This is a genomic window from Bradyrhizobium genomosp. III, from assembly GCF_000261705.1.
In the GTDB taxonomy this organism is placed as follows: Bacteria; Pseudomonadota; Alphaproteobacteria; order Rhizobiales; family Xanthobacteraceae; genus Bradyrhizobium; species Bradyrhizobium ottawaense.
The window spans coordinates 1-23569 of the sequence record NZ_AJQF01000130.1 but is presented as its reverse complement, the minus strand read 5'-3'; the positions used below and the strand labels follow the sequence as shown (position 1 = coordinate 23569).

At 65.7% G+C, this 23569-nt stretch carries 20 protein-coding genes and 1 other RNA gene; 17 read left to right on the top strand and 4 right to left on the bottom strand.

Annotation, left to right across the window (positions count from 1 at the left end; translation table 11 throughout):
• The 4 genes from IC66_RS0111390 to IC66_RS0111375 form a co-directional block, all read left to right on the top strand.
• On the top strand, nucleotides 1–784 hold a 784-nt coding region (locus tag IC66_RS0111390; protein ID WP_038947692.1), incomplete at its 5' end, for an MFS transporter.
• Nucleotides 785–1303: 519 nt separating this feature from the next.
• Nucleotides 1304–3103, top strand: coding sequence for an ABC transporter ATP-binding protein (locus IC66_RS0111385; protein ID WP_028145547.1), 1800 nt, complete (start codon nucleotides 1304–1306; stop codon nucleotides 3101–3103).
• Nucleotides 3104–3170: 67 nt separating this feature from the next.
• Nucleotides 3171–4577: an MATE family efflux transporter gene (locus IC66_RS0111380; protein ID WP_038947691.1), complete on the top strand. Its 1407-nt coding sequence runs from the start codon at nucleotides 3171–3173 to the stop codon at nucleotides 4575–4577.
• Nucleotides 4578–4650: 73 nt separating this feature from the next.
• Nucleotides 4651–6006 (top strand): O-antigen ligase family protein, encoded by a 1356-nt coding sequence (locus IC66_RS0111375; protein ID WP_240536305.1) that lies wholly within the window; start codon nucleotides 4651–4653, stop codon nucleotides 6004–6006.
• Nucleotides 6007–6018: 12 nt separating this feature from the next.
• Here the strand turns inward: IC66_RS0111375 and IC66_RS0111370 are convergent, their stop codons facing one another.
• A complete protein-coding gene (locus tag IC66_RS0111370; RefSeq protein WP_038947689.1) occupies nucleotides 6019–6762 on the bottom strand; it encodes a sulfite exporter TauE/SafE family protein in 744 nt (247 codons plus the stop codon).
• Between the two features lie 226 nt (nucleotides 6763–6988).
• Here IC66_RS0111370 and IC66_RS0111365 point away from each other — a divergent pair, with 226 nt between their 5' ends.
• Nucleotides 6989–7252, top strand: coding sequence for a hypothetical protein (locus tag IC66_RS0111365; RefSeq protein ID WP_049806508.1), 264 nt, complete (start codon nucleotides 6989–6991; stop codon nucleotides 7250–7252).
• Nucleotide 7253: 1 nt separating this feature from the next.
• Here IC66_RS0111365 and IC66_RS0111360 read toward each other — a convergent pair whose 3' ends face one another.
• On the bottom strand, nucleotides 7254–8624 hold the full coding sequence (locus IC66_RS0111360; RefSeq protein ID WP_038947687.1) for an aminotransferase-like domain-containing protein: 1371 nt from the start codon (nucleotides 8622–8624) through the stop codon (nucleotides 7254–7256).
• A gap of 49 nt (nucleotides 8625–8673) precedes the next feature.
• Here IC66_RS0111360 and IC66_RS0111355 point away from each other — a divergent pair, with 49 nt between their 5' ends.
• Entirely contained in the window at nucleotides 8674–9132 is a 459-nt protein-coding gene (locus IC66_RS0111355) for a DUF983 domain-containing protein (RefSeq protein WP_083859282.1), read from the top strand.
• Nucleotides 9133–9319: 187 nt separating this feature from the next.
• Here IC66_RS0111355 and rnpB read toward each other — a convergent pair.
• Nucleotides 9320–9745, bottom strand: an RNA gene (gene rnpB, locus IC66_RS42530) — RNase P RNA component class A.
• A gap of 150 nt (nucleotides 9746–9895) precedes the next feature.
• On the opposite strand from rnpB, the gene IC66_RS0111350 reads away from it, so the two are divergent.
• Together IC66_RS0111350 and IC66_RS0111345 are read left to right on the top strand one after the other, a co-directional pair.
• Nucleotides 9896–10249, top strand: a complete 354-nt coding sequence (locus tag IC66_RS0111350; RefSeq protein WP_026202052.1) for a YciI family protein — start codon at nucleotides 9896–9898, stop codon at nucleotides 10247–10249.
• Between the two features lie 22 nt (nucleotides 10250–10271).
• Complete coding sequence (locus IC66_RS0111345) at nucleotides 10272–11504, top strand: RNA polymerase sigma factor (RefSeq protein WP_028145541.1); 1233 nt, start codon at nucleotides 10272–10274, stop codon at nucleotides 11502–11504.
• 152 nt (nucleotides 11505–11656) lie between these two features.
• On the opposite strand, the gene IC66_RS0111340 is transcribed toward IC66_RS0111345, so the two are convergent.
• Nucleotides 11657–12439 (bottom strand): N-acetylmuramoyl-L-alanine amidase, encoded by a 783-nt coding sequence (locus tag IC66_RS0111340; RefSeq protein WP_038971256.1) that lies wholly within the window; start codon nucleotides 12437–12439, stop codon nucleotides 11657–11659.
• A gap of 523 nt (nucleotides 12440–12962) precedes the next feature.
• Here IC66_RS0111340 and rsmH point away from each other — a divergent pair.
• The 9 genes from rsmH to IC66_RS0111285 form a co-directional block, all read left to right on the top strand.
• The gene (rsmH, locus tag IC66_RS0111335) at nucleotides 12963–13952 is read left to right on the top strand and encodes a 16S rRNA (cytosine(1402)-N(4))-methyltransferase RsmH (protein ID WP_038947685.1); all 990 of its coding nucleotides are present in this window, start codon (nucleotides 12963–12965) and stop codon (nucleotides 13950–13952) included.
• 3 nt (nucleotides 13953–13955) lie between these two features.
• On the top strand, nucleotides 13956–14348 hold the full coding sequence (gene ftsL, locus IC66_RS0111330; protein ID WP_028145538.1) for a cell division protein FtsL: 393 nt from the start codon (nucleotides 13956–13958) through the stop codon (nucleotides 14346–14348).
• Nucleotides 14345–16087: a peptidoglycan D,D-transpeptidase FtsI family protein gene (locus tag IC66_RS0111325; protein ID WP_028145537.1), complete on the top strand. Its 1743-nt coding sequence runs from the start codon at nucleotides 14345–14347 to the stop codon at nucleotides 16085–16087. The genes ftsL and IC66_RS0111325 overlap by 4 nt, the downstream gene beginning before the upstream one ends.
• A gap of 84 nt (nucleotides 16088–16171) precedes the next feature.
• Complete coding sequence (locus tag IC66_RS0111320) at nucleotides 16172–17641, top strand: UDP-N-acetylmuramoyl-L-alanyl-D-glutamate--2,6-diaminopimelate ligase (protein WP_038947684.1); 1470 nt, start codon at nucleotides 16172–16174, stop codon at nucleotides 17639–17641.
• A complete protein-coding gene (locus tag IC66_RS0111315; RefSeq protein ID WP_038947683.1) occupies nucleotides 17638–19017 on the top strand; it encodes a UDP-N-acetylmuramoyl-tripeptide--D-alanyl-D-alanine ligase in 1380 nt (459 codons plus the stop codon). The genes IC66_RS0111320 and IC66_RS0111315 overlap by 4 nt, the downstream gene beginning before the upstream one ends.
• Before the next feature lie 178 nt (nucleotides 19018–19195).
• Nucleotides 19196–20299, top strand: a complete 1104-nt coding sequence (gene mraY / locus IC66_RS0111310) for a phospho-N-acetylmuramoyl-pentapeptide-transferase (protein WP_018318673.1) — start codon at nucleotides 19196–19198, stop codon at nucleotides 20297–20299.
• A 7-nt stretch (nucleotides 20300–20306) separates the two neighbouring features.
• On the top strand, nucleotides 20307–21704 hold the full coding sequence (gene murD, locus IC66_RS0111305; RefSeq protein WP_038947682.1) for a UDP-N-acetylmuramoyl-L-alanine--D-glutamate ligase: 1398 nt from the start codon (nucleotides 20307–20309) through the stop codon (nucleotides 21702–21704).
• Nucleotides 21705–21933: 229 nt separating this feature from the next.
• On the top strand, nucleotides 21934–23085 hold the full coding sequence (gene ftsW / locus IC66_RS0111295) for a putative lipid II flippase FtsW (RefSeq protein ID WP_028145532.1): 1152 nt from the start codon (nucleotides 21934–21936) through the stop codon (nucleotides 23083–23085).
• Between the two features lie 208 nt (nucleotides 23086–23293).
• A partial coding sequence (locus IC66_RS0111285) for a glycosyltransferase (RefSeq protein WP_038947681.1) occupies nucleotides 23294–23569 on the top strand: 276 nt, incomplete at its 3' end.

Genomic DNA, 23569 nt, shown 5'->3' with positions numbered 1-23569 from the left:
GGCGGCCGAGCCGATCGTCAACCTGCGCACCTTCTCCAACCGCAATTTCGCGATCGGCTGCGTGCTGCAGTTCTGCATCGGCATCGGCCTCTACGGCCTGACCTACATCTATCCGCGCTATCTCGCCGAAGTGCGCGGCTACAGCGCGCTGATGATCGGCGAGACCATGTTCGTCTCGGGGATCACCATGTTCCTGGTCGCGCCGCTGGTCGGCCGCCTCATGGTGAAAGTCGACATGCGCTACATGATCGCATTCGGCCTCGTCGTGTTCGCGATCGGCTCCTACCAGATGACATGGATCACGCGCGACTACGATTTCTACGAGCTGCTGGTGCCGCAGATCCTGCGCGGCATCGGCATGATGTTCGCGATGGTGCCCACCAACAACATCGCGCTCGGCACGCTGGCGCCTGATAGGGTGAAGAACGCTTCGGGTCTGTTCAACCTGATGCGCAATCTCGGCGGCGCCGTGGGCCTCGCCGTCATCAACACCGTGCTCAACGACCGCACCGATTTGCACATCACTCGCCTCCAGGAGCGCGTGACCTGGGGCAATGCGACCGCGAGCGAAACCCTGACCATGTTCATGCAGAAGTTCCAGGGCCTCGGCGATTCCACGTTGATGGCGATGAAGCAGCTCTCCCAGCTCGTGCACCGCCAGGCCGTCGTGATGAGCTTCGGCGATGCCTTCTTCGTGCTGACGCTGTTCTATCTCGGCCTCACCCTGCTGGTGACGCTGCTGAGCAAGCCGGCCCCACTGACCGGGGGCGGCGACGCGCATTGAGCCCGCCACACACGCGGTGTCATCGTCCGGCTTGACCGGACGATTCAGTATTCCAGAGGCCGGCGTTGGTGAACTCGCTCTCACCACATCCGCCGCGGCGTACTGGATGCCCCGCTTTCGCGGAGCATGACGGCGGAGGGCGGGGCGGCTGTGGAGCGCACCAAGGCCGCGCGCACCAAATTGCAACACTCATCCGTGATCTCGCGCGAGCCCCGTTGCAAGTCGCGAACGACACATCTATAAAGCGCACCTCATTCGCTCGAACCGGGGAGAGATTTGCATGATTTCGTCGCATTCGCAGATCGTACGCCCGCGCTCGATGATGTTCTGGTTCGGTATGTACGCGGCCTGTTAGAGGCCTCCTCCGCCAGTTTCGATTGGGCCAAGTTTCCGACCAAGCGTCCCGATCGCTTTCTTTCCCAAGTCAAAGCCAACCTTAAGTGACGCCGTCTCGGCCCTCGCGGCCGGCCTGCGTCCATCGATGGAGCCGGCCCGCGCCAAAGGCGGCCGGATGATGTCATGACCGCTCTGTCAAAAAAGCCCGCGGCGATCCGCCTGGTGCTGCCCTTCGTGTTCCGGCACTGGCTGAAGCAGCCGGGACGGGGGCTCATCGTGGCCGGCGGCCTGCTGGGTGCGACCATCGCCGACCTGTTCATGCCGGTCTTCTCGGGCCGGCTGGTCGATGCGCTGACGCGCGGCCCGTCGGATCCCGATGCGCGGCATGCCGCTCTGGTTGCCTTCGGCGCCATCGTGGGGCTGGGCGCGGCCTCCGTGGTGCTGCGGCTGGCCGGCCTGCAGGCGATCGTGCCGTTCACGCTCAAGACCATGTCGGACGTCGCACAGGAGGCCTTCACCCGTGTGCAGCGCTTCTCCACGGACTGGCACGCTAACTCCTTCGCGGGCTCGACCGTGCGCAAGATCACGCGCGGCATGTGGGCGCTCGACCTGCTCAACGACACCATCCTGATGGCGCTAGCGCCCTCGCTGCTGGTGTTGATCGGCTCGATGGTCCTGATCGGGATGCACTGGGCCTCGCTCGGCGTGGTGATCGCGGTCGGCGCGTTCTTCTACGTCACCATCACCGTCGTGTTCTCGACGCGCTACATCGCGCCGGCCGCCCGAGTCTCCAATGCCTGGGACACCAAGGTCGGCGGCACGCTTGCGGATGCCCTGACGTGCAACGCGGTGGTGAAGTCGTTTGGCGCGGAAGCGCGCGAGGATACGCGGCTCGGCCGCGTCATCAACCGATGGCGCGTGCGGGTGCGGCGGACCTGGCTGCGCTACAACTACACGTCCATGGCGCAGCTGTCGCTGCTGCTCTGCCTCCGCACGTCCGTGATCGGCGGCGCGGTGCTGTTGTGGATGTCGGGACATGCCTCGCCTGGCGACGTGACTTATGTGCTGACCAGCTACTACATCATCCACGCCTATTTGCGTGACGTCGGCATGCACATCAACAACCTCCAGCGCTCCGTCAACGACATGGACGAACTGGTTGCGATCCATGCCGAGCCCATCGGCATCGCCGATGCGGCCGGTGCGCGGCCGATCGCGATCGAGGGCGGCGCGATCGTGTTCGACGACGTGACGTTCCACTATGGCGGCCATCGCGCGCCGCTCTATGACGGGTTGTCGGTGACGATCCGGGGCGGTGAACGTGTCGGCCTCGTCGGACGCTCCGGCTCCGGCAAGACCACCTTCGTCAAGCTGGTGCAGCGGCTCTACGACGTCACCGGCGGCCGTGTGCTGATCGACGGGCAGGACATCGCATTGGCCACACAGCAATCGCTGCGCAGCCAGATCGCGATCGTGCAGCAGGACCCGATCCTGTTTCACCGCTCGCTCGCCGAGAACATCGCCTATGGCCGGCCCGGCGCCAGCCTCGAGGCGATCGAGCAGGCGGCGCGGCTTGCGAATGCGCACGACTTCATCCTGCGCCTGCCGAAGGGCTACGGCACGCTGGTCGGCGAGCGCGGCGTGAAGCTGTCGGGCGGTGAGCGGCAGCGCGTGGCGCTGGCGCGCGCGTTCCTGGCGGATGCGCCGGTGCTGATCCTGGACGAGGCGACCTCGAGCCTGGATTCGGAATCGGAGGCGCTGATCCAGGAGGCGATGGAGCGGCTGATGAAGGGCCGCACCTCGATCGTGATCGCGCACCGGCTGTCGACGGTGAGGAGCCTCGATCGCATCCTGGTGTTCGACCGCGGCGAGATCGTCGAGCAGGGCACCCACGCCACGCTCGCGGCCAGACCCGGCGGCATTTATCGCGGCTTGTTCGAGCGCCAGGTGGTGGAGCTCGGGCATATCGCTGCAGCGGAGTGAGGCGCGCGACTGCGGGACGAAAGTCCCGCAGTCGCGCCGCCAAGGAATGCGTCAAGGATGGAATGAGATGAAAGACCTGACCAACGGCTCCATCGTGAGACACATCCTGGCCATGGCACCTCCGATCATGGCCGGCATGATATCGATCATGGTCTGCCAACTGGTCGATCTGTACTTCGTGTCGGGCCTGGGCGATGCCGCGGTGGCGGGCGTCGCCGCGGCCGGCAATGCTGGCTTTCTCGTCAACGGGCTGATGCAGGTGCTCGGTGTCGGCGCGGGGGCACTGATCGCGCATGCCGTGGGACGCAAGGACCGGTCGGATGCGAACCTGATCTTCAACCAGGCGATCGTGCTGTCGGTGCTGTTCGGACTGTTGACCCTGCTCGCAGGTGCCGCGCTGTCGCGCGCCTACATGCGCTCGATCGCAGCGGACCAGGCCACGATCGAGGCCGGGACCACTTACCTGCTGTGGTTCATGCCGGCGCTCGCGCTGCAGTTCGCCACCCAAGTCATGGGGGCTGCGCTGCGCGCGACCGGTATCGTGCGTCCCACCATGCTGGTGCAGGCGTTTGCTGTGGCCATCAATATCGCGCTGGCGCCGGTCCTGATCACGGGCTGGGGTACCGGCCATGCGCTCGGGGTCGTCGGTGCGGGGCTGGCGAGCTCGATCGCGGTCGCCATCGGCGTGCTGGCGCTGCTGGCGTATTTCCGCAAGGTCGAGCGCTATGTCGCCTTCAATCCGGCGCAGTGGCGCCCGCAGCCGCACCATTTGAAGCGCATTCTCAATGTCGGCCTGCCGGCCGGCGGCGAGTTCGCGATGATGTTCATCTTCATGGCGGTGGTCTATTACGTGCTGCGCGATTTCGGCGCGGCGGCGCAGGCCGGCTTCGGCATCGGGCAGCGCGTGCTCGGCCTGATCAACATGCCGGCGCTTGCGGTCGGGCTGGCGGCCGGGCCGATCGCCGGCCAGAACGTCGGCGCAGCCAACGCTGCGCGCGTGCGGGAAACTTTCCTCAAGGCCGCCTTGATCGTCACGATCGTGATGACCGGCTTCATGACCCTTGCGCAAGTGAAGCCGGAGCTGCTGCTCGCCGGATTCTCGAACGACCGCGAGACCATGGACATCGCCTACCTGTTCCTGCGGATCATCTCGCTCAACATGGTCGCACAGGGGCTGATCTTCACCTGCTCGAGCATGTTCCAGGCCCTCGGCAACACCAGGCCGGTGCTCTTGAGCTCGGCGACGCGCGTGTTCACCTACTCACTGCCGGCGATCTGGCTGTCGACGCGGCCGGGCTTTCGCATGGAGTATGTCTGGTATTTGTCGGTCGCGGCGACAATATTGCAGGCGGGCTTGAGCCTGTGGTTGCTGCGCCGCGAGTTCAGGAAGCGCCTGACTTCGGCGCCGAAGGAGAAGGACCCAGAGCAGGAGAGCGCCGAGCCCATTGCGCCTCTCGCCCGCGAGCCTGCGTAACGGTGGCTTGTTCCATCCTGGCTGCTCCGGCTAACTTGCCGGGCGGGGTGGATGGTGGGCTGCAGAAGGGCCAATGACCGGAGTGACGAACGAGCCGCGGGCGGCGTCATGGCTCGCCGCGATCTGGGCGGCGCGCTATCGCACGCCGGCCCGCTTCGTCGCACTGATCGCTCTGCTGCTGCCGTGGACCACGACCGGGCTGACCTTCGCGCTCATACCCTGGCTGATCGCCTTCGCGTTTGTCGATCTGCGCGCGTTTCCGCGTTCGCTGCTTCGCCCGATCTGCCTGCTGCCCATCGCGCTGGTCGCGCTCGCCGCCGTGGGCACGCTCTGGTCGGATGTGCCATGGCCGGAGCGAATCCACGCGATCGGGCCGGCGGCGAAGCTGCTGGTCATTCCGCTCCTGATCTACCAGTTCGAGCGCTGGCCGTACGGCCATTGGGTGTTTTTCGCCTTCCTGGCGTCCTGCACGGCGTTGATGCTCTATTCCTTCGCCGTCGCAATCGACCCCGCACTCTCGCTGAAGCTCTATCTGTCGCGGGGGCCCTACAAGGTCGAAAGCGGGATCGCGGTGCGCAACTATATCGACCAGAGCCAGGAGTTCGCGCTCTGTGTGCTCGCGCTGGTCTATCCGATCGTGGCGCTGCTGCGGCAACGCCGCGTCGGCATCGCGGCGCTGTTCGCGACGCTCGCGATCGGATTCCTCGCCAACATGATCTTCGTCGTGGTGTCGCGCACGGCGCTGGTGACGCTGCCGATCCTGGTGGTGCTGTTCGCGTTGCTGTATCTGCGTCTGCGTGCGGCGCTGCTTGCCGCCGGCGCGATGGCGCTGTCGGCGGTGCTGCTCTTTGGCGTGTCGCCGCATCTGCGGACGACGGTTGCGAAATTTCAGGCCGACTATCAGACGAGCGTGCAGGACAGTCAGGTCAGCGGCATGGGTTCACGTCTGGAATATTGGCGGAAGTCCCTTCGTTTCATCGCCGATGCACCGCTGGTCGGTCACGGCACCGGCTCGATCCGCGGCCTGTTCGCAAGCGTGGCCGCCGATGCGAAGATCGATCCGCTGCGTGGCGAGATCGTCAGCAACCCACACAATCAGACCCTCAGCGTGGCCGTGCAGTGGGGAATCGTCGGTGTCCTGATCCTCTACGCGCTCTGGTTTGCGCATCTCTCGCTGTTTCGCGGCGAGGGCCTGGCCTCTTGGATCGGCCTGCTGGTCGTGGTGCAGAACATGCTGACCTCGCAGCTCAACACGCATTTGTTCGACTTCACGCCGGGCTGGGTCTACGTCCTCGGCGTCGGTGTCGCCGGCGGCATGACGCTCGCGAAGAGGGCGCGAGAGCTAGAGCATGATCCGGAAAAGTGCGCAGCGGCTTTCCGAGAAGAATGCTTAGACAACAACCTAAAGCGCGATGACGCTTCATCCTGATCGCATCGCGCTCTAGAGCGCGCCGAGACTGTTCCAGACCAGGGTCAGGCCAGACAGGAACAACAGGCCGAGCACGACATCGCCGAAATGCTTGTCGTTGAGGGCGTGATAGACGCGGGCGCCGGCCCAGGCGCCGATCAGGGTGCCCGGAAACGCGACCAGCGCGAGCCAGACCACTTTGAGCTCGACGAGACCCGATGCGGTCTGCAGCACCAGTGCTGTCGCGAGAACCGTGAAATTGAAGAGCTGAAAGATGCCGCGCCGCTCATGCTTGTTCCAGCCGCGGATGTTGGCCCACAGGATCGGCAGCGGCCCGGACAACCCGGCGAGGCCGCCAAGAATACCGCCGGCAAAGCCGATCGCGCCGTCGGCAAGGCGGCCGCCGAATTTGATCGCGAGCGGCCTCTTGTTCAGATAGAGCGCGCTCGAGAACATCAGAATTAAAATGCCGACGCTCAGCTTGAACACTTTTGGATCGGCCGAGGCGATCAGCATGGTGCCGATCGGTACGCCGATCAGACCGCCGATCAGGAACGGCCAGACCAGCGAGAGGTCGAAGCTCTTCCACATCGAGGGCAGCGTCGAGGTCTGCGCGATCACCGAGCAGATCAGCACCAGCGGCACTGCGAGCGAGGGCGGCAGTACGTAGAGCCAGATGCCGAGCGCCATCAGCGCCGTGCCGAACCCGGCCAGGCCCGAGACGAAGCCGCCGGCCAATGCGCCGAGCAGCAGCAGCGCGTAGGTGAGCGTTTCCAACAGAATGTCCTCGTCGCCGGGGCGATCTCGAACTGTTGATCGCCGTCGCCCGCATAGCATGCTTGCTGTCGTGCAAGTCAATCCGCCCTGCACGCAAGCGTGATCTGCGGCGCCGGGCGTTCGCGAAAGACATGCCTACATGACGGTCGTACTTTAATCCCGGGGCCCCCCACCGCCATCCTGCACTCGGATCGGTCGGACCCGAATGCGATGATGGAGAATGACCATGACCCGCACCAAGATCGCCGCTGCAGCCGCGCTGTTGGCGGCGACGCTGATGCCGATGATGGCCCAGGCGCAGCTTTCCGAGCCTGCAGCGTATCAGGCCGCTCATCCCGACCGCGACGTGCTGAACGGCGGCCAGCTCACGCCTGCGGCGCGTGCGGCTCTCGGCCAGCAGGGCACGCCCAGCGATGCATATGCTTTACAGGCCTATCCGTCGCCTGGGGCGCCGGTCGTGCGCTCGACCCATCGCCGTCATCGTCGATGATCTAGACGATTTGTCTGGTGTCGGCGGGCTTCTGCAGCGCGCCGACCAGGATGCGTAGCGCTTCCGTCAATTCTGACCTGTTGCGTGCCGCGCCCAGCGAGACGCGCGCCGCGTGCGGCGGTGTCCCATCGACCGTGAAGGCCTCGCCGGCGACGACCGCAAGTCCGTTTCGCAACAGATGCGCCGCGACATCGGGCCGGTCCTCAGGCAGCCGCAGCCACAGATGATGCGCCGCGGGCTTGGCCAGGAACTGGAAGCCTTTCAATGCGCGCTGCGCGAGCTGCTGACGGCCGACCGCCTCGCTGCGGATGGCGGTGATGATACGATCGGCAATGCCGCTTTCGATCCAATGCGTCACCAGCGCGACCATCAGCGGCGCCGGCATCTGCACGGTCGCCTGCAAATATGTCCGCATGTCCCGCTGCGCCTCGCTGTCAGGCGTCGCCAGATAGGCAACGCGGAGCGCCGGCGAGATGCATTTTGACAGCGTGGTCGCGAGATAAGTCCGCTCGGGAATGAGATTGGCGATTGGCGATGCCGAGCGGTCGAGCAGGCCGTAGGCGTCGTCCTCGATCAGGATCGTGTCGGTATCGCCGATGATCTTTGCGATCGAACTGCGCCGCTCGGAGGCAAGCGTCGCCGTGGTCGGATTGTGCAGCGTCGGAATGAGATAGACGGCCTTCGGCTTGTGCGTGCGGCACGCCTTTGCCAGCGCGTCGGGCAGGATGCCGCCATCATCCATGGCGACGCCGACGAGCTTGATGCCGAGCCGCACTGCTGCGGCCTTGATGCCGGGGAATGTCAGCGCCTCCGTCAGCACGATGTCGCCGGGCCGCGCCAGATGGGCGAGCAGGTTGAACAGGATCGTCTGTGTGCCGGGAAAGACCACGAGCTTGTCGGCATGCGCGTGCGGCACCCGCGCACGCATCCAGCGCGCGGCGACCTCGCGCTCATGCGCGCTGCCGCCGGGCGGCTGATAATTGAGATACGCCGTCAGGCCCGATTGCGCGCGGATCGCTTCCATCCCGGCGATGATGCGCTCGTCGAGCTGCGCCTCCAGCGGATGCGGCGGCACGTTCATCGAAAGATCGATCGCGACGGGATGCGGCAGATCGACCGCGCGGCGCGCGCTGGTCTCCGACACGAACGAGCCCTGTCCGACCCGCGCCTCCATGATTCCGCGACGCCGCGCCTCGGTGTAGGCGCGCGTCACCGTGGTGAGATCGACGTCGAGTGCCTTTGCAAGCGCGCGCTGCGTCGGCAGCTGCTGGCCGCGCACGAGCCGGCCGGCGGCGATGTCGGCCTCCATGGCCTCGACGATGCGCTGGTAGCGCGGCCCTGATAGCTCCGAGATTGTCGGGCTCCAATCCATGCAATTTAAGCCCATTTCCTTTGAATGTATGGATGCAAGATATTATTGTATGGATCGTCGAAAAGGAAGAGGTAGGGTCATGGCGGCAGGTTCAGTCTCTCTGGCGAAGGCGATGTGGCGCGGCTTTCGCGGCAAGTGCCCGAACTGCGGCGAAGGCCATTTGTTCGGCCGTTTCCTGAAGGTCGCAAACAGCTGTGATCGGTGCGGTGAGGAGCTGTTCCACCAGCGCGCCGATGACTTCCCCGCCTATCTCGTGATCGTCGTAGTCGGCCATCTCGTGGTGCCGGCGATCCTCGCGGTCGAGACCGCGTATGCGCCGGCGGTCTGGCTGCAACTGGCGGTGTGGTTGCCGGTGACGCTGTTCGCCTCGCTCGCGCTGCTGCAGCCGACCAAGGGCGCCATCGTCGGGCTGCAATGGCAGGTCGGCATGCACGGTTTCGATGCGAGCAAGCAGCGGCGCGAGGCGGACGAGCTTGCGCCGGTGCTGGTGAAGGCAAGACAACGCTAACCGGGCGTCATTCCGGGCGTGCGCAGCACGAACCCGGAATCCATTCATCCACCAACTTTGCCGCCCGATGGATTCTCAGATGCGCAATTGCGCATCGTAACTCCCGCTGCGCGAGCCCCGGAATGACAGCGGGCCAAGCCAAAATGGTGAGGGGCCCGATGCGCTAGCATCGAACCCCTCGTTGCAAGATATCAGCCGGCCTGTAAGCCGGGTTCTGTAAGGCACCGTCCACTTGCGCGAACGATACGTGACGGCCATTCCTCTGGGACCATGTTTGCACATGGCCTCGAGCAACCTACCCGGACGGCGGGCCTGACATCGCCCCGCGGCGTTATCGCTTGCGCGAACAGCCCGCTACGCCGTCCCTATTCGGTTTTGCTCCCGGTGGGGTTTGCCATGCCGGCTCCGTTGCCGGACCCGCGGTGCGCTCTTACCGCACCTTTTCACCCTTACCCCGCGAAGCCGAAGGCGAAGCGGGGCGGTTCGTTCTCTGTGGCACTTTCCCTGGGGTCGCCCCCGCCGGACGTTATCCGGCACCGTATGTCAAGGGAGCCCGGACTTTCCTCCCCGGCGGCCTTTCGGCACCTGCCGGAGCGGCCGTCCGGCCGACTGACTGACAACGCATGGGGCATTTGTGACGGTTTCGTCAAGCCGATATCGCGGCCCACGATCCGCCCGAAATAATTTATCCTGAAGATGTCGTTTGCTGCGTGCCCCGTTCGACTGGATGTCGGCGACACAGCCGAACAACAGGAGTGAAGCGATGCAATATCTGCTGATGATCTACCAGAACGAGGCCGAGTACGCGAAGATTGACACGGGAACCAGCCAGAAGATGTCGGCGGAGTATGAAGCCTTCACGCAATCCATCATCCGGAACGGCAATTTCAAGGCCGGCGATCGACTGCGGCCGACCACGACCGCGACGACGGTGCGTGTGCGCGACGGCAAGATGCTGACGACCGATGGACCGTTTGCGGAGACCCGCGAGCAGCTCGGCGGCTACTATCTGATCGAGGCCAAGGATCTCGACGCCGCGATCGAGATCGCGGCGCGGATTCCGAGCGCGCGCGTCGGTTCGATCGAGGTGCGGCCGATCTGGGTCTACGACAAGTGACGGCCGAGCCGCGCGTCGCCGCATGACCCCTGGCGAGATCGACAAGATCTTCCGCGACGAGGCTGGGCGGGCGCTGGCCACGCTGATCCGCCTCGTCGGCGATTTCGATCTCGCCGAGGACGCGCTTCAGGATGCTTTTGCCGTCGCGCTGGAACGCTGGGCCGCGTGCGAGGTCCCCGACAATCCGCGCGCCTGGCTGGTCAATGTCGCCAGGCACAAGGCGATCGATCGTGTCAGGCGCCAGGCTGTCTTCCGCGGCAAGCAGCAGGCGCTCCTGCACGAGATCGAGCTCAACGCGCAAACGGTCGACGAGCCGCCGGCAACACTCGACGACGACATGCTGCGGCTGATCTTCACCTGTTGCCATCCGGCGTTCGCGCCAGAGGTCCAAGTCGCGCTGACGCTGCGCACCGTCTGCGGGCTGTCGACCACGCAGGTCGCGCGCGCCTTTCTCGTGGGCGAGGAGGCAATGGCGCAGCGGCTGGTCCGCGCCAAGCAGAAGATCAGGCTCGCCGGCATCCCCTACGAGGTGCCCGAGCGCGACACGCTGGCGCCGCGGCTCGATGGCGTGCTCGCCGTGATCTATCTGGTCTTCACCGAGGGCTATGTCGCGACCGAGGGCGCGGATCTGATGCGGCCTGATCTTGCAACTGAAGCGATCCGGCTCGGCCGCTTGCTCGATCGGCTGATGCCGGATCGCGGCGGCATCAAGGGCCTGCTGGCCCTGATGCTGCTCCACGATGCGCGCCGCGCCGGACGCGAGACCGCGGCCGGCGATATCGTGCTGCTCGAGGAGCAGGACCGCATGCTGTGGGATCGCGCGCAGATCGAGGAGGGCCTGGGCCTGGTCGAGGATGCGCTACGCGTGCCGGGACGGCCGCAGCCTTATGCTGTGCAGGCCGCGATCGCCGCGCTGCATGCCCGTGCGCCGAGCTTTGCGCAGACCGACTGGCGTCAGATCGCCGGGCTCTACGAGGTGTTGCTGCGCATCTCTCCCTCTCCGGTGATCGAGCTCAACCACGCTGCCGCCGTGTCGATGGTCGATGGGCCGGCACGTGCGCTCGATCTCGTCGATGCGATCAGCGCCCGAGGCGGGCTGCGCGGCTATGAGCTGTTGCCCGCAGTGCGTGCGGATCTGTTGCGTAGGCTCGGCCGCAAGGATGAAGCGTGCGAGGCGTATCAGACAGCGACTGCAGCGACACAGCTCGAGCCGTTGCGGCGGCTCTATGCGCGGCGGATGAGGGAGATGGGGTAGGGGTCTCGTGCCCCGGACGCAGCGCAGCGTCTCTTCGACGGTGCGCTGCAGAGCAGGGGCCCATCCTATCGAAGCGTGACGTGTCGCCGACTGGGTCCCGGCTCGCGCTTTGCACGTCCGGGACACGAGAGAGAACTGCGCGGCCATCGCCGTCACTTGGACGCGACGGTCGTTCCCTCTGCCGGCAGGCTCGCCAGCAGCGCCTGCAATGTCGACAGCGTCGAGTGGTCCGCGACACCATCCAGCCGCGCGGGGCGGAAGTGGCGCTGGAAGGCGGTGACGACTTCCATGGTCGCGGCATCGTATTTGCCGGTCAGCGGCACGCCGTAGCCGTATCTGGCGAGCGCCTGCTGCAGGCTCAGCACTTCGTCGCTGATGGTGCCGAGCATCAGGGTCTCGCCGCGCACGACCGGGGCCGGCGTCACCCAGTGACCGACGCCGGAATTGGCCAGCGAGTGCCACGGAAACTTTTCGCCGGGGTCTTTCTTGCGCGCGGGCGCGACGTCGGAATGGCCGAGCACCCGGTGGGCCGGCACCTTGCGGCGAAGCATGATGCCGCGGCACAGCGCGATCACGGCGGCGATCTGGCGCAGCGGATATTCCGGATAGCCCCAGTCGTGGCCGCGATTGATGATCTCGATGCCGATCGAGCAGGAGTTGATGTCGTCCTCGCCCGCCCAGGACGAGACGCCGGCGTGCCAGGCGCGCCTGGTTTCGGGCACGCATTGCACGATGCGGCCGTCTTCCAGCACGACGTAATGCGCCGAGACTTCGGTTCCCGCCGTGCACAGCCGCGCCAGCGCGCCCTCGACATCGGGCATGCCGGTGTAGTGCAGCACGATCATGTCGGGCTGCCGTGCCTTGTTGCGCTCGCCATAGTTCGGCGAGGGGATGATGTCGGACACGATCGAGGAATCCGGCTCGAACGCCCTCATGCTCGCCGCGGCCTTGGGAACCGGGAGAACGCGTTGACGCTTCGAATCAGATCCAGACGGTGTGGACGAACCGGACGGCGGCATAGACAAACCAAGGTCGGACGGAGAGTGGGCCAAGCCCTTCTCTTTACTATTCCTTTACCCTCCACCGTGCGCAATCGCGCGTCGCGGTTAACGCATGCATTTTGGCGAAGTGTGTGGATGAAGCATCACCGCCTCACCAGCTTTTCGACTTGTCACGAGCCGAGCAACGCTTTCTTAACGCTAAGGGCCGTTACTGAGGGATGAAGAGCCGACCCGCGTCCGGAGGCGGCCAAAGCGTATTTTGGCTCGAAATCCCATGGCTGCCCGACAAATTCCGCTGGGAACACTGGGTTTGCCGCCCGGGACGACCGGGCTTGGTAACCATGCTGGGCGGTGCGGTCGTGGAACCGCCGCGATACGGAGTCATTCGAGGCGTCATGGGCTTGTTCGTCCCCAATCTCGCTTGGACGTCAGGCTGGGCCTCCAGCAGGTCTGGCGCATGAGCTCGGCTCCGCACATTCCCGTTCTTGGCCGTGAGGCCATCGCCCATCTCGCCCCGCGCGATGGCGGTATCTACGTCGATGCCACCTTCGGCGCCGGCGGCTATAGCCGCGCCATCCTCGACGTGCCGGGAACCCGGCTCATCGCCATTGACCGCGACCGCACCGCGGTCGCGGGCGGTGCGGAACTGGTCGAACGTTCCGCGGGCCGGTTGACGCTGGTCGAGGACCGATTCTCCAACCTCGGTGAGGTCTGCGCGGCGCAGGGCGTCGAGGCCGTGGACGGCGTCGTGATGGATGTCGGGGTGTCCTCGATGCAGCTCGACCAGGCCGGCCGCGGTTTCTCTTTCCGCCTCGACGGTCCGCTCGACATGCGGATGGGGCAGGCTGGGCCGACCGCGGCCGACGTCGTTGCCCGCGCTTCGGAAGGCGATCTCGCCGACATCATCTATCTCCTCGGCGAGGAGCGGCATTCGCGCCGCGTCGCCCGCGCCATCGTCGCGGACCGTCAGGAGGCGCCGTTCACGACCACGCGCGCGCTCGCTGACCTCATCGGCAGGGTGGTGCGCTCGAAGCCCGGCGATATTCATCCGGCGACGCGGACATTCCAGGCCCTGCGCATCTTCGTCAATGAAGAGCTCGAGGAACTGCAGACCGCGCTCGCTGCGGCCGAGCGCGTGCTCAAGCCGGGCGGACGCCTCGTCGTGGTCTCCTTCCATTCGCTGGAAGACCGCATCGTCAAGAATTTCCTCTCCGAGCGTTCGAAAACCGGCGGCGGCTCGCGGCACCTGCCGGAGGTGGCGCAAGTTCCGCCGAGCTTCCAGCTTCTGACGCGGCGGCCCGTAGTCGCCGGTGAGGACGAAGTCGCGCATAACCCGCGCGCGCGTTCCGCAAAGCTTCGCGCCGCCGAGCGCACCTCGGCGCCCGCGCATGACGATGGCGAGCCATCGTCATGGCCAAAACTCTCCGACGTGATGAGGGGAGGCTAGCGCATGCGCATCATCCACCTCTTCGTCATCGGCGCGCTGATCTTCGCGGCGGCCTATGTCTACAGGATCAAGATGGACTCCACGGCGCGCACCGAGAGGGTGCTGCGGCTGCATGCGGAGATCCGCGAGCAGCGCGACGCGATCGCTTCGCTGCGATCCGAATGGGCCAAGCTCGATGCGCCCCACCGATTGCAGGGCCTGTCCGACCGGCATCTGCAGCTCAAGCCGGTCAACGGCACGCAATATGATTCGCTGAAGAACCTGCCGGAGCGTCCGCCGCGGATGTTCAGGCCTGGCGAGCCCGATCCGATCGGAGCCATGCTCAACACCATCGAAGCCGCGAGCGATCCCGACAATGTGACGGGCTCCGTGCCTCAGCCCGAGGACAAGCAATGAGCGCTGCGACTCCGGCCAAACCTACGGAACCCTGGCGCCAGCGGCTGATCCGCAGCCTGCTCTACGGGCGCAATGTCGACCGCGCCGCGAAGGCGCGCGCGCGGGTTGGTCTCGCCATGCTCGCCTTCGCCTCGGTCTACGCCCTGATCGGCGGCCGGCTCGTGATGTTCGCCATCGGCGCCGATGCCCACGGCGCGCGCCGCGCCGCGGCGCAGGAGGTGGTGGCAACCGCACGGCCCGACATCGTCGACCGCAACGGCGCAATCCTCGCCACCGACGTCAAGGCGGCGAGCCTGTTCGGCGAGCCGCGCCGCATCATCGACAAGGACGAGGCGATCGAGCTGCTCACGGCGACCGTGCCCGATCTCGACGAGGCCGAGGTGCGCGAGCGCCTGAGGACGCGTAAGGGCTTCGTCTGGCTCAAGCGCGAGGTCACGGCCAAGCAGCAGCAGGCGATTCACAAGCTCGGCATTCCCGGCATCGGCTTCCTGCGCGAGAACAAGCGCGTCTATCCGACCGGCAACGAGGTCGCCCACCTCATCGGTCTGGTCAACATTGACAACCAGGGCATCGCCGGCATGGAGAAGTGGCTCGACAATCAGGGCCTCGCCGATCTCCACCGTGCCGGCTTTGCCACCGACCGGCTGCAGAAGCCGATCGAGCTCTCGATCGATCTGCGCGTCGAGCACGCGCTGCGCGACGAGCTGTTGAAGGCCAAGGAGAAGTATCACACCAAGGCCGCCTCCGGCATCGTCTCCAACGTCAAGACCGGCGAGATCGTGGCAATGGTCTCGCTTCCGGATTTCGATCCCAACAATCCGAAGGAAGCGCACGACCCCGACCGCATCAATCGCCTGACCACCGGCGTCTACGAGATGGGCTCGACCTTCAAGGCGTTCACGCTGGCGATGGCGCTCGATTCCGGCAAGATCAATCTGAACACGTCGTGGGATGCCCGTGGAAACCTGCACTATGGCAAGTTCACCATCCATGACAGCCATCCGCTCGGGCGTTTCATCAACACCAAGGAAGTGTTCACCTTCTCGTCCAACATCGGCGCCGCGCGGATCGCGCTCGGCCAGGGCGTCGAGGCCCACAAGGCGTTCCTCGCCAAGATGGGCCAGCTGACGCGGCTGCGCACCGAGCTGCCGGAGAGCGCGGCTCCGCTGATCCCGCGCCGCTGGGGTGAGCTGAACACGGTCACCATCGCGTTCGGCCAGGGCATGTCGGTGGCGCCACTGCAGGCGGTGATGGGCATCAACGCGCTGGTGAACGGCGGCTATCTGATTCCGCCGACCTTCATGAAGCGCAGCGAATCCGAAGCGGCGGCGATGGCCAAGCGCGTAATCAAGACGGAGACCAGCGACAAGATGCGGTTCCTGATGCGGCTCAATGCCGAAATCGGCACCGCCAAGACCGCTGACGTCAAGGGCTACTATGTCGGCGGCAAGACCGGCACGTCCGAAAAGGTCATCAACGGCCGCTATGCCAAGAAGCGCGTGCTCAACTCCTTCACCGCCATCATGCCTTGCGACGATCCGAAATATCAGATCCTGATCATGCTGGACGAGCCGCAGGCGATTCCTGAAACGAAGGGCTTCATCACCTCGGGCTGGAACACGGTGCCGACCGGCGGCAAGGTGATCGAGCGGATCGCGCCGCTTCTGGGCGTCGAGCCGCGGTTCGACCTGCCGCCTGCGGAGCGCCTTATTCTTGCAGCGTCCAGGACAACCCAGTAATCAACGGGGTAGGCCTTCGCCGCGGCTGAGTCGGGATTTTCCGTGGGATTCGGCTTTCCGGCAGGGCATGTCGACTGGAAGACCATGAAGCTGCGCGACCTCTTAGGCCAAGATCTGTCAGGCAATGCCGCGATCGAGCCCGCTATCGCCGCGCTCGAGGTGACCGGGCTCGCGCTCGACAGCCGCGTCGTCAAGCCGGGCGATCTCTTCTTCGCACTCGCCGGCAGCAAGACCGACGGCGCGCGCTTCGTCGATGCCGCGGTCGCCGCAGGCGCCGTCGCTGTCGTGGGTGATCATGCGTCCGACGGTGGCAAGGTGCCGTTCATCAGCGTTGCCAATCCACGCCGCGCGCTGGCGCTGGCCGCGGCGAGTTTCTTTCCCGCCCAGCCGGCGACCATCGCGGCCGTGACCGGCACCAGTGGCAAGACCTCGGTCGCCGCGTTCACGCGCCAGATCTGGGAGCGACTGGGGCATGCCTCCGCCAGCATCGGCACCATCGGCCTCGTCTCGCCCAAGCACACGGTCTACGGCTCGCTGACGACGCCGGATCCAATCGCGCTGCACCGACAGATCGATGAGATCGCGCGCGAGGGCGTGACGCATCTCGCTTTCGAAGCGTCCTCGCACGGGCTCGATCAGTATCGCCTCGACGGCGTACGCGTCTCCGCCGGCGGTTTCACCAATCTCTCGCGCGACCACATGGACTACCATCCGACCGTTGCGCATTACCTCGCGGCGAAACTCCGCCTGTTCCGCGAACTGGTGCCGCCCGATGGCGCCGCGGTGATCTCGGCCGATCATGATTGCTCGGCGGAAGCGATCGATGCTGCGAAGGCACGTGGGCTGCGCGTGATGGCAGTCGGCCGCAACGGCGACGGGGCAGGCGAGGGTATCCGTCTTGCCGATGCCAAGGTCGAAGGATTTTCGCAGAAGCTAACGGTCGAGCATCGAGGCAAGCGCTATGCGATCCGGTTGCCGCTGGTCGGCGAATTCCAGATCGAGAACGCGCTGGTATCGGCCGGACTTGCGATCGGTACCGGCAGCGATGCCGCCAACGTGTTCGCAAGCCTGGAGCGTCTCGAAGGCGCCAAGGGACGGCTCGAGCGCGTCGGCGAGCGCAACGGTGCGCCGATCTTCGTCGACTACGCGCACAAGCCCGATGCGCTGGCGAAGGCGCTGCAGGCGCTGCGGCCCTATGCGAAACGAAAGCTGGTCGTCGTGTTCGGCGCCGGAGGCGATCGCGATGCCGGCAAACGTCCGATCATGGGCGAGATCGCGGCCGAGAACGCCGACGGAATCATCATCACCGACGACAATCCGCGCAGCGAGAAGCCCGAAACCATTCGCGCCGAAATCCTCGCAACCGCAAAGGGCGCCCGCGAGATCGGCGACCGTGCCGCGGCAATCCGAACCGCGATCGAGGAACTCCAGAAAGGCGATGCCCTGCTCGTCGCCGGCAAGGGCCACGAGACCGGGCAGATCGTCGGCGGAGAGGTTTTGCCCTTCAGTGATCACGAGGCGGTCGCCGCCGCATTAGCGTCGAGGGTTGCATGAGCGCGCCGATATGGACAGTTGCCGACGTCGCGCGCGCGCTGGGCGCTGCCGGTTCGTTCCCGGACACGCCGATCGACTTCGTCACCCAGGACAGCCGGCTGGTGAAGCCGGGCAGCCTGTTCGTCGCGCTGAGCGGCACGCCGAGCGGCGGCTTCGTCTCGGCCTTCGCCAGCGCGCGCGACGGTTGGGAGTTCGCGGACAAGGCAGAAGCTTCCGGCGCGGTCGCGATGATCGTGCCGCACGAGATCGCGGGCATCCGCATTCCGCAGATCGTCGTCAAGGACACGCTGATCGACGGCCTCTGGGGCCTCGCGCGCGCCGCTCGCGCCCGCTTCCGCGGGCCTGTGATCGGGCTGACCGGCAGCGCGGGCAAGACGAGCACCAAGGAATTTCTGGCGGCCTATCCGAACGCCTATGCCAGTCCGTCCAGCTTCAACAATTTTTGGGGCGTGCCGCTGACGCTGTGCAATGCCAGACCCGATGCAAGTCTCTGGGTCGTCGAGATGGGCATGAACCAGCAAGGCGAGATCGCGCGGCTCAGCGAACTGACGCGGCCCACCGTCGCACTCGTCGTCAATGTCCAGCCCGTGCATCTGGAGAAGCTCGGCTCGCTCGAAGCCATCCGCCGCGAGAAGGTGTCGATCGCGCTCGGCCTGCCCGAGGACGGGGTGCTGGTGCTGCCGGCCGGGCTAAAGGCATCCGAATGGAAGGGCAAGGTGGTGCGCTTTGGCGAACATGCCGAGGTGCATGAGGTCACGCACGCGCCGCATGGCGAGAGCTGGCAGGTCGTGGCCATGATCGGCAAGAAGCAGATCGCCTTCAGCCTGACGCCGGGCGCGCCGCACCGCGTGCAGAATGCGCTGGCCGCGCTCGCCGCCATCCGCGCCGCGAGTCTCGATGCGGCGACGCTGGCGATCAAGCTCGATCGGGTTGGCATCATGACTGGCCGCGGCGTCGAGCAGGCGGTCGGCGGTATCACCGTGATCGACGACAGTTTCAACGGCAATCCGGCCAGCGTGGCCGCTGCGCTGCAAAGCCTCCAGGCGCGCAATGTGACCGGCGGCCGCCGCGTTGCCGTGCTCGGTGACATGCTGGAGCTGGGCGATGATGCACCAGGCTATCACACCGGCCTTGCCAAGCATCTCGACGGTATTGACGGAATCTACTGCGTCGGCCCCCTGATGCGCCACCTCTACGATGTGCTCCCGGCCGGCAAGGGCCTCGGCTGGCACGGCGATCCCGCCACGCTGAAGCCGAGTGAGGTCGCGAACCTGCTGAAGGCAGGCGACGTCGTGGTTGTCAAGGGCAGCAAGAAGATGTTCTGGGTCAACAAGTTTGTGCCGGGCCTGGTGGCCGCCTTGCAGGCAAAGGCGTAAACTGCTTGGAAGGCGCCGTTCCCGAATCCCACCCTTTGCGGCGCGAAGCCGTCCGGTTTCCCGGAGGTCGCGACCCATGATGAAGACCAGCGAATGCGCGTGAGGCACGTTGAGGCCAAGGTAAAGACCAAGATCAAGGCCGAGACCGCGTGTGCAAAGGCGCCATAGGACCGTCTGAATGTTTTACTGGCTGATCGAGCTCTCCAACACATTTCCGGGCTTCGGTGCCGTTCGCACCTTCCTGAACGTCTTCCGCTACATCACCTTCCGTACCGGCGGCGCCGTCGTCACCGGCGCGCTGTTCGTGTTCCTGTTCGGGCCCTGGATCATCGATCACTTGCGCATCCGTCAGGGCAAGGGTCAGCCGATCCGGACCGACGGTCCGCAATCGCACCTCGCCAAGAAGGGCACGCCCACCATGGGCGGGCTGATGATCCTGTCCGGCCTCACGGTCGGCACCGTGCTGTGGGCCAATCCGCTCAATCCCTACGTCTGGATCGTGCTGGCGGTGACGCTCGGCTTCGGCTTCGTCGGCTTCTATGACGATTACCTCAAGGTGACCAAGCAGACCACGACCGGGTTCGGCAGCAAGCTTCGCCTGCTGATCGAGGCGGCGATCGCGCTGGTGGCCTGCTATGCGCTGGTGCGGCTGAACCGCGATCCCGCATCGACCGCGCTGACGATTCCGTTCCTCAAGGACACCGTGCTGCATTTCGGCTGGTTCTTCGTCATATTCGGCGCCTTCGTCATCGTCGGCTCCGGCAACGCGGTGAACCTCACCGACGGGCTCGACGGCCTCGCCATCGTTCCCGTGATGATCGCGACAGCGAGCTTCGCGATGATCGCCTATCTCGCCGGCAACGCAGTGTTCGCCGAATATCTGCAGATCAAATATGTCGCCGGCACCGGCGAGCTCGCGGTGCTCTGCGGTGCACTGCTGGGCGCCGGCCTCGGCTTCCTCTGGTTCAATGCGCCGCCGGCCTCGATCTTCATGGGCGACACCGGCTCGCTCGCGCTCGGCGGCATGCTCGGCGCCATCGCGGTCGCGGTGAAGCACGAGATCGTGCTGGCGGTGATCGGTGGCCTGTTCGTGCTGGAGGCGGTCTCCGTCATCGTGCAGGTGGTCTCGTTCAAGCTGACGGGCAAACGCATCTTCCGGATGGCGCCGATCCATCACCATTTCGAGCAGCTCGGCTGGACCGAGCCGCAGATCGTGATCCGCTTCTGGATCATCTCGGTGATGCTGGCGCTGGCCGGTCTCTCCACGCTGAAGCTGCGGTGATCGATCGATGATCCCCGTCACGTCCTTTGCCGGCAAGACGGTCGCGGTGTTCGGTCTCGGCGGCTCGGGGCTCGCCTCCTGCCACGCGCTGAAGGCCGGCGGCGCCGAGGTGATCGCCGCCGACGACAACGCCGAGAACGTCGCCAAGGCCGCGCAGGCCGGCTTCATCACCGCAGATTTGCGCAACGTGTCCTGGGCGAATTTCGCAGCCCTGGTGCTCGCGCCCGGCGTGCCGCTGACCCATCCGGTGCCGCATTGGAGTGTGCTGAAGGCGCGCGAGGCAGGTTGCGAGGTGATCGGCGACATCGAGCTGTTCTGCCGCGAGCGGCGGCGCCATGCGCCGGATGCGCCGTTCGTCGCGATCACCGGCACCAATGGCAAGTCGACCACGACGGCGCTGATCGCGCATCTCACGAAAGTGGCCGGCTATGACACCCAGATGGGCGGCAATATCGGCACCGCGATCCTGTCGCTGGAGCCGCCGCGCATGGGCCGCGTCCACGTCATCGAGATGTCGTCCTACCAGATCGACCTCACGCCCTCGCTCGATCCCTCCGTCGGCATCCTGCTCAATGTCAGCGAGGACCACATCGATCGCCACGGCACCATCGCGCACTACGCTGCGGTGAAGGAGCGCCTCGTTTCGGGCGTACAGGCAGGCGGCACCGCGATCGTCGGCGTCGACGACGGCTTCTGCCGCGACATCGCCGACCGGCTCGACCGCGCCGGCAAGACCGTCGTGCGCATCTCCGTCAAGAACCCGCTGGCTTCTGGCATCCATGTCGAGCACGGCAATATCGTGCGCACCGCGGGTGGCGCCCGCAGCGAGATCGCAAAGCTCGGCGGCATCGGTTCGCTGCGCGGCCAGCATAATGCCCAGAACGCGGCCTGCGCCGCCGCCGCCGCGCTCGCGATGGGCATCAGCCAGGACGTGCTGCAGAATGGCCTGCGCAGCTTTCCAGGCCTTGCGCACCGCATGGAGCAGGTCGGCCGCCGCGGCAACGTGCTGTTCGTCAATGACTCCAAGGGTACCAACGCCGACGCCACCGCGCATGCGCTGTCGTCTTTCGCCGACATCTTCTGGATAGCCGGCGGCAAGCCGAAGGCCGGCGGCATCACTGGCCTGACCGGCTACTTCCCGCGCATCCGAAAAGCCTATCTGATCGGCGAAGCCGCGCACGAGTTTTCGGGAACGCTGGGCCCAGTCGCGCACGAGATCAGCCAGACGCTGGACGTCGCCGTCGAGCACGCCGCGCGCGATGCGGAAGCCTCAGGGCTCGCTGATGCCGTCGTGCTGCTCTCGCCCGCCTGTGCCTCCTTCGACCAGTACCGCAACTTCGAGATCCGCGGGACCAAGTTCCGCGAGCTGGTGCAGGCGCTGCCGGGCGTGAAGCCGGTGGTGTAGCGAGTTCTCGTGTCCCGGACGCGCGTAGCGCGAGCCGGGACCCAGAAGCTGCTAGGCCTCCGGCTCTGCAGCGCACCGCAATAGCGTGTCGAAGACGCGCGTAAACGCGCTTATGGCGCTGCGCTGCGTCCGGGGCACGAGACTGTGCACAACTTCATCCACTTCCTTAACCCCCCGGTAACCAACCTCGGCGACCAATGGACGGACCTCTGTCCGAAAGCGGCCGCCCATGCTCTCCCGTGAAGAACGCACCCCCTTTTCCGAGTGGTGGTGGACCGTCGACAAGCCGCTGATGGGCGCCATCCTGGCGCTGATGCTGACCGGGGTGATCCTGTCGCTGGCGGCGAGCCCGCCGGTTGCGACCCGTATCGGGCTTGATCCCTTCCACTTCTTCAGCCGCCACGTGATGTTCCTTCTCCCGTCCTGCCTGGTGCTGCTCGGGGTCTCCTTCCTGTCGCCGCGCGCGATCCGCCGCTCGGCGCTGATCATCTTCGCGGCCAGCATCATCCTGATCGTGCTGACACTCGCGATCGGGCCCGAAGTGAAGGGCTCGCGGCGCTGGATCACGCTGCTCGGCGTCAACATCCAAGCCTCTGAAATCGCAAAGCCGTCGTTCGTCGTCATCGCCGCCTGGTTGTTCGCGGAATCGACCAAGCGCCCGGAGATGCCCGCGACCTCGATGGCGCTGGTGCTTCTCATGATGCTGGTCGCGCTGCTGGTGATGGAGCCGGATTTCGGCCAAACCATGCTGATCCTGATGGTGTGGGGCTCGCTGTTCTTCATCGCGGGCATGCGCATGATCTGGGTGTTCGGCCTCGCGGGTCTCGGTGCGGCCGGTCTGTTCAGCGCCTATTTGTTCGTCCCGCATGTCGCGGGCCGCATCAAGCGCTTCATGAACCCGGCCTCGGGCGACACCTTCCAGGTCGATACCGCCATGGAAGCCTTCTACAACGGCGGCTGGTTCGGGCTCGGACCGGGCGAGGGCATCGCCAAGCGCAGCCTGCCGGACAGTCACACCGACTTCGTGTTCGCGGTCGCGGCCGAAGAGTTCGGCATCATCCTGTGCCTAGCGATGCTGACGCTGTTCGCCTTCGTCGTCATCCGCACGCTGTCGCGCGCCTATGCCAATGAGGACATGTTCTCGCGCTTCGCGGCTTCCGGCCTTGCCATCCTGTTCGGCGTGCAGGCGGCGATCAATATGTCAGTGAACCTCCAGCTGATCCCCGCCAAGGGCATGACGCTGCCGTTCATCTCCTATGGCGGCTCCTCGATCGTGTCGCTCGCCTATGGCGTCGGCATGATGCTGGCGCTGACGCGCCTGCGCCCACGCACCGAGGTCGAGGCCAGCGGCCACGCCGACGCGATGCGGAGTTACGCCTGACCGCTCTCGTGTCCCGGACCAGTTCCGCGAAGCGGAGCGCAGAGCCGGGACCCAGAATGCCGCACCAATCGCCCCGGTTCAGCAGCGCACCACGCTGAACTGGACGATGCTTCGCATCGCCAGGAGCGCGCTGCGCTGCGCCCCGGGGAACGAACACCTTCGTAGCCGGCTCGCAATGACGGAAAACTCCCGGTAAAACTCCCCCACCATGAACAATTCCCCCCTGATTCTTCTCGCCGCGGGCGGCACTGGCGGCCATCTGTTTCCGGCCGAGGCACTCGGCGTCGAATTGATCCGGCGTGGCTTTCGCGTCCGCCTCGTCACGGATGAACGCGCGCTGCGTTACAGCGGGCTGTTCACCAAGGACATGATCGACGTTGTCGCGAGCGAGACCGCACGCGGCCGCAATCCGCTCCAGCTCGCCTATGCCGGCCTCACGCTCGCCGCCGGCACGCTGTCGGCCTACGCCCTGATCAAGCGCTTG

Bases quoted from the DNA above. Each gene is read 5' to 3' on its own strand.
- IC66_RS0111385 (WP_028145547.1), top strand. From the start codon at position 1,304: ATGACCGCTCTGTCAAAAAAGCCCGCGGCGATCCGCCTGGTGCTGCCC.
- IC66_RS0111380 (WP_038947691.1), top strand. From the start codon at position 3,171: ATGAAAGACCTGACCAACGGCTCCATCGTGAGACACATCCTGGCCATG.
- IC66_RS0111375 (WP_240536305.1), top strand. From the start codon at position 4,651: ATGACCGGAGTGACGAACGAGCCGCGGGCGGCGTCATGGCTCGCCGCG.
- IC66_RS0111365 (WP_049806508.1), top strand. From the start codon at position 6,989: ATGACCCGCACCAAGATCGCCGCTGCAGCCGCGCTGTTGGCGGCGACG.
- IC66_RS0111360 (WP_038947687.1), bottom strand. From the start codon at position 8,624: ATGGATTGGAGCCCGACAATCTCGGAGCTATCAGGGCCGCGCTACCAG.
- IC66_RS0111355 (WP_083859282.1), top strand. From the start codon at position 8,674: ATGGATCGTCGAAAAGGAAGAGGTAGGGTCATGGCGGCAGGTTCAGTC.
- IC66_RS0111350 (WP_026202052.1), top strand. From the start codon at position 9,896: ATGCAATATCTGCTGATGATCTACCAGAACGAGGCCGAGTACGCGAAG.
- IC66_RS0111345 (WP_028145541.1), top strand. From the start codon at position 10,272: ATGACCCCTGGCGAGATCGACAAGATCTTCCGCGACGAGGCTGGGCGG.
- IC66_RS0111340 (WP_038971256.1), bottom strand. From the start codon at position 12,439: ATGAGGGCGTTCGAGCCGGATTCCTCGATCGTGTCCGACATCATCCCC.
- rsmH (WP_038947685.1), top strand. From the start codon at position 12,963: ATGAGCTCGGCTCCGCACATTCCCGTTCTTGGCCGTGAGGCCATCGCC.
- ftsL (WP_028145538.1), top strand. From the start codon at position 13,956: ATGCGCATCATCCACCTCTTCGTCATCGGCGCGCTGATCTTCGCGGCG.
- IC66_RS0111325 (WP_028145537.1), top strand. From the start codon at position 14,345: ATGAGCGCTGCGACTCCGGCCAAACCTACGGAACCCTGGCGCCAGCGG.
- IC66_RS0111320 (WP_038947684.1), top strand. From the start codon at position 16,172: ATGAAGCTGCGCGACCTCTTAGGCCAAGATCTGTCAGGCAATGCCGCG.
- IC66_RS0111315 (WP_038947683.1), top strand. From the start codon at position 17,638: ATGAGCGCGCCGATATGGACAGTTGCCGACGTCGCGCGCGCGCTGGGC.
- mraY (WP_018318673.1), top strand. From the start codon at position 19,196: ATGTTTTACTGGCTGATCGAGCTCTCCAACACATTTCCGGGCTTCGGT.
- murD (WP_038947682.1), top strand. From the start codon at position 20,307: ATGATCCCCGTCACGTCCTTTGCCGGCAAGACGGTCGCGGTGTTCGGT.
- ftsW (WP_028145532.1), top strand. From the start codon at position 21,934: ATGCTCTCCCGTGAAGAACGCACCCCCTTTTCCGAGTGGTGGTGGACC.